Origin of the sequence: Nostoc sp., assembly GCF_036917395.1 — a bacterium.
GTDB lineage: Bacteria > Cyanobacteriota > Cyanobacteriia > Cyanobacteriales > Nostocaceae > Nostoc.
Genome location: NZ_JBALDI010000072.1, coordinates 20249 through 32746, shown reverse-complemented (window position 1 = coordinate 32746; position 12498 = coordinate 20249). Strand labels below are relative to the sequence as shown.

The following is a 12498-nucleotide window of genomic DNA, read 5'->3' as shown; positions in this document are numbered from 1 at the left end:
ATTGGGAAGTTTGAGGTTCCGAGGTTCCGAGGTGGATGAACGGAGTTCTGAGGTGGATGAATGGAGTTCCGAGGTGGATGAACGGAGTTCTGAGGTGGATGAACGGAGTTCTGAGGTGGATGAACGGAGTTCCGAGGTGGATGAACGGAGTTCTAAGGTGGATGAACGGAGTTCTGAGGTGGATGAACGGAGTTCTGAGGTGGATGAACGGAGTTCCGAGGTGGATGAACGGAGTTCCGAGGTGGATGAACGGAGTTCCGAGGTGGATGAACGGAGTTCTGAGGTGGATGAACGGAGTTCTGAGGTGGATGAATGAGTATTTGAGATGGATGAATGAGTATTTGAGAGAGATGAACGAGTCCCCAGTCCCTTTTTTTATCGCAATTTATCAAAGATGACATTAGAAAAAACAGCCGCTCAAACACCTGAACTAGAATCGTTGACTCAAGAAAGTCTCACGCGTGGTTTAATGGTGCTTGCCAATCTCGATAGCGATTTGGCTCGGATTTTAGAAACACTGGGGCCTCCACCTATGTGGCAAAGAGAACCAGGTTTTGCTACGCTTCTATGCATAATTCTGGAACAGCAAGTTTCTGTAGCAGCTGCAAAGGCTGTATTTACCCGACTATGTGGGGTTGTTGTAACGCTGACACCAGAAAATTTTCTGAGATTGGATGATGTTCAATTGAGAGGAATTGGATTTAGTCGGCAAAAGATTCTATACTGTCGTGGGCTGGCAGATGCGATCGCAAGTGGTCAGCTTGACCTAAACAAGTTGGAAAAAATGGATGAAACTGCGATCAGAACTGAGCTAAAGTGTCTCAAAGGGATAGGAGACTGGACAGTTGATATTTATTTGCTGATGGCGCTGCAACGTCCTGATGTCTTTCCCAAAGGCGATTTAGCGATCGCGATCGCTTTCCAAAAACTCAAAGGATTGGCGACGCGGCCAACACCAGTTCAATTAGAAGCAATGACACAGCACTGGCGACCGTGGCGAGCAGTTGCTGCAAGACTTCTATGGCACTACTACTTGAGTAATGCCACTGCTAAGTCGGTTACAGTTTCCCAGTGAATACTCGTTCAGCCGGGCCTGTCATGTAAACCCGTTGGTCAATTTCTGACCATTCAATTTGCAAGGGCCCACCTGGTAATTCTATAGTGGCAGTGCGATCGCATTTCCCGGTTAACACTCCAGCTACCAAGGAAGCACAAGCACCAGTACCACAAGCTAATGTAATCCCAGCCCCCCGTTCCCACACCCGCATTTTCAAATAGTCACGGCGTACCACTTGCATAAATTCCGTATTTATGCGTTGGGGAAAAACTGAGTGATGCTCAAATTTAGGGCCGATGGTTTCTAGCTCAATTGCTGCTACATCTTCCACAAAAGTAATGCAGTGGGGATTTCCCATACTTACACAAGTGACATCCCAAGTTTGCCCCGCCACCTCCAACGGCTGAGAAATTACTTTTTCTTCGGCGGGTGCAAGAGTGGTGGGAATTTCAACAGCGAGTAACCTGGGTAAACCCATATCCACCTTCACTAGACCATCAGATAAGAGTTGGGGAGTCATTACACCACCCAAAGTATGAATGCGATATGAGTCTTTATTCCGGGATTCGCCTTCTAAGTCTGCTATAAAGCCAGCTAAACAACGAATGCCATTGCCACACATTTCTGGTTCTGAACCATCGGAATTAAAAATCCGCATGGTGTAGTCAGTGCCGTTTTCTCCAGGTAGGGCAAAAATTACACCATCAGCACCGATGCCAAAGTGGCGATCGCACAACTTGATAGCTTGCTCTGGTGTCACTACAGGCAAAGATGACGAGCGATTGTCAATCAGAATAAAGTCGTTGCCTAGACCATGATACTTAGTAAATTCGATTGCCATTTCCTCAAGGATGAATTATCAAAGATAAGTTACTCTTTATTTTGCCTCGTAGGTTCATCTTTACTAAAAATGCTTACCGAACTTGACACCACTTTGCCTAGTATTAGACAAGTCCAAAACCTGATTAAACAAACAATACCAGTAGAGTTTAAGTTGCTGACTGGCGATGTGGTAACAGGGAGGGTTTTATGGCAAGATCCACACTGTATCTGTATTGCAGATGAAAACAGTCAGCAAACCACTGTTTGGAAACAAGCGATCGCTTATATTAAACCCAAGAGTTAGTCATAAATCGGCGTTTGAAACGCCCCTTGCCACGGTGCTGGTTGAAATTTACCAGATTAGCAAAACCTTGTAGTGGTAAAAATCATTTTTACTACCATTACGAAAAATCCTTAACGTTACGAACCCAAACTATAGCAATCCGATTTGATTTTTGAAGAAATCTAAGTAGATGTAGGGTGTGTTATCGCGTAGCGTAACGCACCTAGAATCAGAGGTGGTGCGTTAGCCTTTGGCATAACGCACCCTACGTATATTTCAAAAATAAAATATCAGTCCTATAGTAGTATTGACTTTACAGACCATTAGTGACAGCTTTTTAGCTGAAGTTAGCAGAGAATAGCGATCGCTTGCTTTTGCATTTTAGATTTTTCCATTCCAAAAGTAATAAAATCATCCTAATCAAATAAAAATTCAATATAATTGAATTTTTATTTGATTAGGATGATTGTGGACTTAGATAATCTTGATTCTTATTGCCAAAGATTTAGTGCTTGTTTAGCATCCGCCTATCAAGATGAGTCATGTTTCCTGGGGGAGCAGGCATTGCAAGAGGTCTTAGACTGCGTGGAAAAAAAAAGCTTAAGCATTTTGGACTATCAGTTTTTGGTAGCCAGCCAACAACTAGAGTGTCGCCAACTTCAGCAAGAACTAGAAGCGAAGAATGAAGAATTGCAGCAATTAAATATTATAGCTACTATCGATTCCTTAACTCAAGTAGCTAACCGCCGACGATTTGAAGAGTATCTTGATATTGAGTGGCGGCGCATGACACGCTCACAACAGCCCCTTTCCCTCATCCTTTTTGATGTAGATTTCTTCAAATCCTACAACGATACCTATGGTCATCCAATGGGCGATCGCTGTCTTAGTAAAATTGCTAGAGTCATGAAAGATGTTGTTCAACGTCCTACTGATTTAGTTACCCGTTATGGTGGGGAAGAATTTGCTGTAATTTTGTCTAACACAGACATACATGGTGCTGCTCACATTGCAGAAAAAATTTGCTTTGCTGTACGGAAAGCGGCAATTCCCCATGAAAATTTACAAATTAATCCTTATGTAACCCTGAGTGCTGGGTTAGCTACAGAAATTCCTATATTTGACTCTAACTTTCAAAAAATAATTGTGGAGGCGGATAAAGCATTGTATCAGGCAAAGGCAACAGGACGCAATCGCGTGTGCAGTGGTCAAAAGCAAACTGAAAATCTAGAAGTAAAGCGGATTCCAACTCTTACAAAGGAGTTCCTCTCAAATAACTTGCTCATTAGAGAGGAATTAAGGCTGTCTACACAGAAATCCCAGCAGATTAAGGAGAAAAACCAACAGCTTTTGAAGCAAGTCCAAGAGGTTATGCAGAAAAACCAACAGATTAGGCAGGAAAGCTCCGAATTATACATGATGCATAAAATGCGATAAAACTTTTGGACAATTATTCATATCAATATTTGCTAATTGGATTAGTTCATTTCTGATTAAATTACTTCCATAAATTATCCATAGGGAGAAGCGCTTAAAGAGTTTCTGCCTCACTAGCTTTTACTACTGGGATAGAAAGGGGTACTTTAGTGCCGACTGCAAATAACTGTTCTAATTGACTCAGACCTGTTAAGCCACCACATAATAATACTTGGTCGCTAACTTGCAAGTCCATACCGCCATCAGGATAGCGGATAAATTTGCCATCGCGTCGGATTGCTTGTACCTGTACTCCATATTGCTTGCCGATATCTAAATCTCTGAGAGTTTTACCTAGCGTTGGCGCATCTGCATTAACTGTAATCCACTGACAAGCACTATTTTCTCCGGGAACAACAGCTTGTCCTTTAGCTAATTCTGCCAAAGCTGCTAATTCTTCATCTGCTCCCACAATCAGCAAGCGATCGCCTTCTTCCAATTTGGTTTGATTATTGGGATAATCGATTTCATCCCCGTTAGCGCGGCGAATTGCCATCAAACTCGCTCCTGTTAAGTAGCGCATATCTGCTTCTTCTATGCTCATGCCAATTAACGGCGAAGCAGATGGTAAAGGATACCAGCGCTGATTTAAATCGCGGGTTGCTTGGCGGAAATCACGAGCAACTTCAGTAGCAGAACGCTCTGGGCGCAAATCTAAATAATGATCGTTGCGGATTTGCTGCATTTCCCGTTGCACGACAACTGGCGACAACAAGCCTAAGCCAGTTAATAAATGAGTTGCCATTTCTAAGCTGGCTTCAAACTCCGGTTGCACAACTTCTCTAGCTCCCAATTGATACAGCACCTCAATATTTTTATCCTGGGTAGCACGGACAACCAAATCTAATTCTGGGCACAATTCCAAAGCGCGTTTCAAGCAAAGACGGCTACTCATTGGATCTGGGAGTGCGATCGCCATTCCTTTGGCATGATTCACGCCAGCAGTTTCCAAAACATGTAAACTCACGCAATTACCATAGACATAAGACACACCCATCTCACGCAACCGCTGAATTCTACTTTCTGATTGGTCGATTACTACCACAGGCAGGTCATGTTGCAGCAACAACTTTACTAAATTTTTGCCAACTTGCCCATAGCCACAGACTACCACATGGTTTTTGAAGGGCAAATCTTGCGACACATCCCGCGCCTCTTGTTCTTCTAAATACGGTTTCAACCAGGGCATTGATTCGGCAAAGTTAAATAAAAATGGCACTAGCCGCAGCACAAAGGGAGTAAGCATGAGAGTAACTGCTGTGGTTCCCAAAATTAATAAGTATATTTGTCGGGACACCAGCCCCAATGCCTGCCCTTCACTGGCGAGGACAAAGGAAAATTCCCCAATTTGCGCCAGTCCCAAACCGGCGATTATCGCTGTTTTCAAAGGGTAGCCAAACAGCTTTACTAGGGGGGTGATAATCAAAAATTTCCCGACGAAAACTATTGCCACTAACACCAAAATCAATTCTAGGTTGTTCCACAAAAACACTGGGTCGATTAACATCCCAATGGCGGCAAAAAATAAACTGGCAAAGATATCTCGCAAGGGTTCGACATAAGTCAGGGTTTGATCGGCGTACTCCACCTCAGAAATCATCAAACCTGCGACAAATGCCCCCATTTCAATCGACAGCCCTAAATGCTCTGTCAACAGAGCAATGCCCAAACATAGAGCTACAACCCCTAATAAAAATAGTTCTTTGCTTTCAGTACGGGCTAACAGTTGCAACAAAGGTGGTATCAGCCAAATCCCCGCAGCTACTGCCCCGGCGGCAAATAAACCAATCAACAGTAGTGCTGTCAGCACGGTGATGCCAATAGTTTCTGGTGGTTGGTTAAGGGCTGGTAAGACTGCTAACATCAGTCCTAGTGCCAAGTCCTGTACTACCAGAATCCCTAGCATAACTTGCCCGTGGGGCGTTTCTGTTTCGTTATCTTCCATTAAGCACTTGAGGACAACCGCCGTGGAAGACAAGGACAGAATACACCCCAAAAACATGCCCTTAGCAGGTAAGGCTCCCCAGGCTCCGGTTAATCCGCATACCACAACTGTGACCAAAATCGTCAAAGCAATCTGGAGTCCACCTCCGCCAAGAGCGATCGCTTTTACCTTCTTGAGTTCGGCAAAGGAAAATTCCACACCCAAGGCGAATAACAAAAAGGCAACCCCGAACTGTGCCAGAGTCTCTACTTGAATAAGTTCTTTAATCAGTCCCAGTCCGGCTGGCCCAACGATCATCCCGCCAATGAGATACCCCAGCAGCACGGGTTGTCGCAAAAGTGCCGCCAACAGTCCGCCGCAGGCTGCAACGCCTAGAACTAAAACTAAATCAACAATTAGCCTAAAATCTTCTTGCACCAGTTTAAAAAAACTATTAATTAAGACCTATTAATTCAGGATACAAAGTTTTATGTTCTCAAACCGTTTGTTTAGTGAAGGTGCGACAAAATTTGATTATTTTTAAGGCGGCAATTGGAGTTTTTATTGTCGGACTAGTCCTTTCAAGGTGACTAGTAAAATAAGATTGTTTTTTCTCGGCGTTCTCTGTGCCTCTGCGGTTTAAAAGTAATTTATTTAACCACAAAGACACAGAGAAAACAGAGACTAGAGGTTAAAGAGGAATTTATTGACCAAAATTTTTACCCACCTTGAAAGGGGTAGGTGGATGAACGCAGCTAAAAGACTCGTTCACGAGTATCAAAGGTGGATGAACGCAGCTAAAAGACTCATTCACGAGTATCAAAGGTGGATGAACGAGTATTAAAGGTGGATCAACGCAGCTAAAAGACTCGTTCACGAGTATTAAAGGTGGATGAACGCAGCTAAAAGACTCGTTCACGAGTATCAAAGGTGGATGCCCCATCCCCAATGTCGATTAAATTTTAGGTGAGCTAACAACACTCAATAGTAGTAGTGACCACGGCATTTTAATATCAGGTATAAGCCATGAGTACTTTCTCAGTACAGGCAACGCAGCAGGCAGCACAAAACGTAAAGAGCGAAGCGATGCGGGTCGATCGCCATTTTCATCTACAATTCCATATTGCTTGGCTAATTCGGCAACAATCTGTACCCGTCCTGTATGGCGCATGACATTTGGCTCACAAGCAAGTGCAGCAATCACCCGTCCAGTTAATAAGGGAGTTTCCCAGTTGTAGCGCTCACTGATGAATGAGCTTTTTTGGTCAGTAGCATTGGTTTGATTCATTTCAGAAGCAAAACGGGAAAAAAGCTCAGTCCCAACAATACCTGGCCAAATTGAAACAGAAGCGACATTATGGGGTTTGAGTTCAACAGCCATATCAGCTGCTAGGCGATCGCAAGCTGCTTTACCAACACCGTATGCTGTATTAAAGAGATAAGATATCCCAGCCCACGAGGAAATGGTGCAAATTAGTCCAGAGTTCCGCTTGGTCATCATTCGGCTAGCAAAAACACTCGCAACATAGTGGCTACGAAGACCAACGTTGTTGCTAGCATCCCAAATACTTGGTTCACAATCCCAAAAGGGCTGCCCATAGGCGTTTTTTACTGCTTGAACTCCTGAGTAAGCATTGTTAACCAGTAGGTCGAGTTGTCCATCCTGCTCATCTTGGATGCGCTCAAACAGTAAACGCACCTGTTGATCGTCGCTGTGGTCTACTTGGACGGGAATGCATACACCACCAACTTCTTCTATGGCTGATTGGGTTTCGCTAAGACTCCCTGAAACCGCATCACTGGAAGAGTTGTTGAGGCTGCGGCCTGTGACGTATACAGTTGCACCAGCCTCAGCCAAGCCAATAGCAATTCCCCTACCAATTCCCCGCGTAGCACCTGTTACCAATGCCACTCTACCTTCAAGGTGTTTCATAATTGCTGTTCTCTGCGGTTAACGGTATAGCCAAACACGTAATAATGAAAGCAGTTGTTCAGTATCTACAGGTTTGGTGATGTAGTCTGATGCGCCGGCTTGAATACACTTATCGCGATCGCCTTGCATAGCTTTAGCGGTCAGTGCAATAATCGGCAAAGATTGAAATTGATCGTTTTGGCGGATTAAGCGTGTTGTTTCGTAACCATCCATTTCTGGCATCATTACGTCCATCAAAACGACATCAATATCTGGTGTAGTTTCTAACAGGGCGATACCCTCTCTGCCGTTTTCAGCATATAAAACTTGTATTTGATAACGCTCCAACATACTGGTAAGCGCGAAGATATTACGCATATCGTCGTCTATAATTAGGGCTTTTTTGCCAGTGAGTAAGTAGTCTTGTGAATGCAATTGTTCAAGTATTTCTCGCTTGGGTGCAGGTAAATTTGCCTGAACCCGGTGTAAAAACAATGCTGTCTCATCAAGGAGACGTTCGGGCGATCGCACATCTTTAATGATGATTGTTTCGGCAATCCGCCTGAGTTCTGTTTCTTGAGCTTTGCTAATTTCTCTACCTGTGTAGACAATAATTGGTAATGTTTTGCCGTTAGGTAGAAGCTTTATCTGCTCGATCAGTTCAAACCCAGTCATGTCAGGTAGTCCTAAATCGAGAACTAGGCAATCAAAATGCTGGGCACGAATAGCTTCTAGCGCTTCTGCACCTGTACCAACAGCAATGGTAGAAACATCGTTGTTGCCAATCAACTCGACAATACTAAGCCGTTGAGTATGATCATCTTCAACTACTAACAAATTTTTCACTTGGCGCTCAACAAAACCTTTAATTTTGGTCAACGCCTGGGATATTGTCTGACTGTTTAAAGGCTTTTGCAGATATGCGATCGCTCCTAGTTGCAAACCGCGTTGTCTCCCTTCCTCAACGCTCATAATATGTACGGGAATGTGACGCGTGTTTTGGTCATGTTTCAGGCGATCTAATACCGTCCAACCATCCATTTCTGGTAATTTAATATCTAGCAAAATGGCTGAAGGCAGGAATTGCTGCGCTAGTGTCAAACCTGTAGTGCCGTTTTGGGCAGTTATTACTTTGAATCCATGCTGTTGCGCCATCTCTATCAGGATACGCGCAAAGTTAACGTCATCTTCGACAATTAACAACACGCGATCGCCTATACCAATAGTAGTGCGATCGTCATTTAGGAGTAGGGAGTAGGGAGTAGGGAGTGGGGAGTTGGGAGTAGGAAATATTAATGTAGACTCTTGACTATGGACTCTTGACTGTTGACTTAATTGTGGTAAATAGAACGTAAACGTGCTACCTTGACCGGGTTGACTGACTAATTTAATTTCGCCACCAAAGAGATAGGCGATTTCGCGGCTAATTGATAAGCCCAATCCAGTACCGCCGTATTTCCGACTGGTAGAGCCATCGGCTTGCTGAAATGCTTCAAAAATCACTTTCTGCTTGTCGGGGGCAATGCCAATGCCTGTATCGCTGACTGAGAAGGCAATCACAAGCTGGGCGTTATTTAAAGTTTTCTTGTCGTTGCTCCATCCCTGCTTCGCTACCGCAATCTTTAAGCGTACCTCCCCATGTTCTGTAAATTTAAAAGCGTTGGAGAGGAGATTTTTCAACACCTGTTGTAAGCGTTTGACATCTGTATTGATGCTGATTGGCAATTCGGGAGTAAATTCAATTACAAAGCCAAGTCTTTTGCTTTGAGCTATTTCTCCGAAGGTGCGCTCAGTCTGTTCGCCCAACTCTGCTAACGACATTTGGGTTATGTCAATTGACATAGTTCCAGATTCAATTTTAGCGAGATCCAGAATGTCATTGATTAACGTCAACAAATCAGTACCTGCTGAGTAAATTGTCTGGCTGTATTCAACTTGCTTGGTGGTGAGGTTGTGATCAATGTTATCTGCCAACAACTTCGCCAAAATCAACAAGCTGTTTAACGGTGTCCGCAGTTCATGGGACATGTTGGCGAGAAATTCTGATTTATATTTTGAGGAGAGGGTGAGTTGTTCAGCCTTGTCTTCTAAAGAGAGTCTTGCTTGTTCAATTTCGCGATTTTTGCGCTCGACTTCTTTCTTCTGTGTAGCTAACAACTCTGCCTTTTCTTCTAACTCAGCATTGGTTTGTTGCAATTCCTCTTGCTGTCCTTTGAGTAAATCCTCAGAGGCTTTGAGTGATTGGGCTTGTTGTTCTAAGCGCTGGTTGGTTTCCCGGAGTTCACTTTGCTGGGTTTGGAGTTCTTCAGCTAAAGATTGCGACTGCTTGAGTAATTCTTCAGTTCGCATCGATGCTGCGATCGTGTTCAAGACAATCGCTATACTTTCAGTAAGTTGGTCGAAGAATGTTAAATGAATTTCGCTAAAGCGGCGGAAGGAAGCTAATTCTATGACTGCTGTCACCTGTCCTTCAAAGAGTACAGGTAACACCACGGCATTGAGTGGCGTGGCTTCTCCTAAACCAGAGGAAATTTTGACATAATCACTTGGTACTTCCGTCAGCAGAATTCGCTCTTTTTCTAAAGCGCATTGTCCCACCAAGCCTTCACCCAAGTGGAAGCGGTTAGCCAAATGTCTGCGTTCGCGGTAAGCGTAGCTACTAATTAGTTTCAAATACGGTGCATTTTCCCCAGACTCCATCAGGAAGAATACGCCGTGTTGCGCTCCTACCAAAGGTGCAAGTTCTGAGAGAATTAGTTTAGATACAGTTTCCAACTCTCGCTGCCCTTGCAGCATTCGGGTAAACTTGGCTAAGTTAGTTTTCAACCAGTCTTGTTCGGTGTTTTTCTGCGTTGTTTCCCGCAGATTGGCAATCATCTGGTTGATGTTGTCTTTGAGGATGGCAACTTCACCTAGTGCTTCGACGGCGATTGAACGAGTTAAATCACCCTTAGTTACAGCTGTAGCAACTTCTGCCAGCGATCGCAACTGGGTGGTAAGTGTCGCAGCGAGTTCGTTGACGTTATCTGTCAAATCTTTCCAAGTTCCAGCCGCCCCAGGTACTCTCGCTTGTCCGCCCAACTTCCCTTCGATTCCCACTTCCCGCGCCACTGTGGTTACTTGATTGGCAAACGTCGCTAGGGTATCAATCATCTCGTTGATTGTTTCTGCCAAAGTTTCAATTTCTCCCTTGGCATCTAACATCAGTTTCCGTTTCAAGTCACCGTTAGCAACCGCCGTTACAACTCTAGCAATACCGCGCACTTGGGCTGTTAAGTTCCCCGCCATCGAGTTAACGTTGTCTGTTAAATCTTTCCAAGTCCCTGCAACACCTTTGACTTGCGCTTGTCCGCCCAACTTCCCTTCAGTTCCCACTTCCCGCGCCACCCGCGTTACTTCACTTGCGAAGGAACTGAGTTGATCAACCATTGTATTGGTGGTATTCTTCAAGTCTAAAATTTCGCCTCTGGCATCGACAGTAATTTTCTTGGATAAGTCGCCATTAGCTACCGCTTTTGTAACTTCCGCGATGTTGCGAACTTGTCCCGTCAAGTTCCCCGCCATTGAGTTAACGTTGTCTGTCAAATCTTTCCAAGTGCCTGCAACTCCTCTGACGTAGGCTTGCACACCTAATTTACCTTCGGTTCCCACTTCACGGGCAACCCTTGTAACTTCTGATGCAAAAGAATTTAGCTGATCCACCATTGTATTAATGGTGTTTTTAAGTTCCAGAATCTCGCCTTTAACATCGACAGTGATTTTCTTCGAGAGGTCACCATTGGCTACAGCTGTGGTAACTTCGGCAATGTTTCGCACCTGTGCCGTCAAACTTCCCGCCATGAAGTTTACGCTGTCGGTGAGATCCTTCCAAGTGCCGGCGACACCTTTAACTTCCGCTTGCACGCCAAGCTTCCCTTCAGTTCCCACCTCCCGCGCCACCCGCGTCACTTCACTTGCAAAGGAATTAAGTTGATCCACCATCGTGTTGACGGTGTTCTTCAACTCTAAAATTTCACCTTTGACATCAACCGAGATTTTCTTAGATAAGTCGCCATTAGCTACGGCGGTGGTAACGGCGGCAATGTTTCGTACCTGTGCCGTCAAACTTCCTGCCATGAAGTTCACGCTATCAGTTAAATCTTTCCAAGTGCCAGCCACACCTTTAACTTCCGCTTGCACACCCAGTTTACCCTCGCTTCCCACCTCCCGCGCCACCCGCGTCACTTCACTTGCAAAGGAGTTGAGTTGATCCACCATTATATTGATAGTATTCTTGAGTTCCAGAATTTCGCCTTTGACAGTAACAGTAATTTTCTTAGATAAGTCACCATTTGCGATCGCAGTTGTAACTTCGGCAATGTTCCGCACCTGCGCCGTCAAGCTTCCCGCCATGAAGTTCACGCTATCGGTTAAATCTTTCCAAGTACCAGCAACGTCTTTAACTTGGGCTTGCACACCCAATTTACCTTCAGTTCCCACTTCACGGGCGACTCGCGTCACTTCACTAGCAAAGGAACTGAGTTGATCCACCATCGTGTTGACGATATTAGCAGTTTGGAGAAACTCACCTTGGAGGGGTCTGCCGTTAATTTCTATGGCGATTTTTTGCGATAAGTCACCATTGGCAACTGACCGAATCACACGAGTAGTTTCAGTTGTTGGTTGGACTAAATCTGTAATCAGACTATTGACAGAAGTAACACAATCTGACCACGAACCACGAACATCTCCGAGAGAGGCGCGTTCGGCAATTTTGCCTTCTTTGCCGACAACATTGCCAATCCGTTGTAACTCTGCCGCCATCCGTTGATTCTGGTCAATAATATCATTAAGCGTATCAGCTATTTTCCCCGCCACACCAGTATGGTCTATGGGCATCCGAGCCGAGAAGTCACCCTGTTTAACAGCATTCAGCGTTCTTAGTAGCTGATTTAAATCTAGATTGTCGCTGTCTCTAGTTAACTGTTCGGTTGCCATAGCCTTATTTCTAAAGAATTTACTAGGTTTTCGTGTTTAAAAGAGGT

Annotated in this window: 8 protein-coding genes; 4 read left to right on the top strand and 4 right to left on the bottom strand. The window is 44.5% G+C overall.

Annotated features, from left to right (window positions below; all coding sequences use genetic code 11):
- Position 1: 1 nt before the first annotated feature.
- The gene (locus tag V7K46_RS24405) at positions 2-316 is read left to right on the top strand and encodes a hypothetical protein (RefSeq protein WP_335117718.1); all 315 of its coding nucleotides are present in this window, start codon (positions 2-4) and stop codon (positions 314-316) included.
- Positions 317-394: 78 nt separating this feature from the next.
- Complete coding sequence (locus V7K46_RS24400) at positions 395-1075, top strand: DNA-3-methyladenine glycosylase family protein (protein ID WP_335117716.1); 681 nt, start codon at positions 395-397, stop codon at positions 1073-1075.
- On the opposite strand, the gene dapF is transcribed toward V7K46_RS24400, so the two are convergent.
- Complete coding sequence (gene dapF, locus V7K46_RS24395; protein ID WP_335117714.1) at positions 1059-1898, bottom strand: diaminopimelate epimerase; 840 nt, start codon at positions 1896-1898, stop codon at positions 1059-1061. The two genes, V7K46_RS24400 and dapF, sit on opposite strands and share 17 nt — an antisense overlap.
- Positions 1899-1967: 69 nt before the next feature.
- On the opposite strand from dapF, the gene V7K46_RS24390 reads away from it, so the two are divergent.
- Together V7K46_RS24390 and V7K46_RS24385 are read left to right on the top strand one after the other, a co-directional pair.
- Entirely contained in the window at positions 1968-2183 is a 216-nt protein-coding gene (locus V7K46_RS24390) for an Hfq-related RNA-binding protein (protein ID WP_273768746.1), read from the top strand.
- 441 nt (positions 2184-2624) lie between these two features.
- Positions 2625-3599, top strand: coding sequence for a GGDEF domain-containing protein (locus tag V7K46_RS24385; protein ID WP_335117712.1), 975 nt, complete (start codon positions 2625-2627; stop codon positions 3597-3599).
- Positions 3600-3693: 94 nt separating this feature from the next.
- Here the strand turns inward: V7K46_RS24385 and V7K46_RS24380 are convergent, their stop codons facing one another.
- The 3 genes from V7K46_RS24380 to V7K46_RS24370 all read right to left on the bottom strand — a co-directional run bounded on the left by V7K46_RS24380 (position 3694) and on the right by V7K46_RS24370 (position 12451).
- Positions 3694-6000, bottom strand: a complete 2307-nt coding sequence (locus tag V7K46_RS24380; RefSeq protein ID WP_335117710.1) for a cation:proton antiporter domain-containing protein — start codon at positions 5998-6000, stop codon at positions 3694-3696.
- A gap of 517 nt (positions 6001-6517) precedes the next feature.
- Positions 6518-7495 carry an SDR family NAD(P)-dependent oxidoreductase gene (locus V7K46_RS24375; protein ID WP_335117708.1) on the bottom strand — a complete coding sequence of 326 codons (978 nt, stop codon included), beginning with the start codon at positions 7493-7495 and terminating at the stop codon, positions 6518-6520.
- Positions 7496-7513: 18 nt separating this feature from the next.
- Positions 7514-12451 carry a response regulator gene (locus V7K46_RS24370; RefSeq protein ID WP_335117706.1) on the bottom strand — a complete coding sequence of 1646 codons (4938 nt, stop codon included), beginning with the start codon at positions 12449-12451 and terminating at the stop codon, positions 7514-7516.
- Positions 12452-12498: the final 47 nt, after the last annotated feature.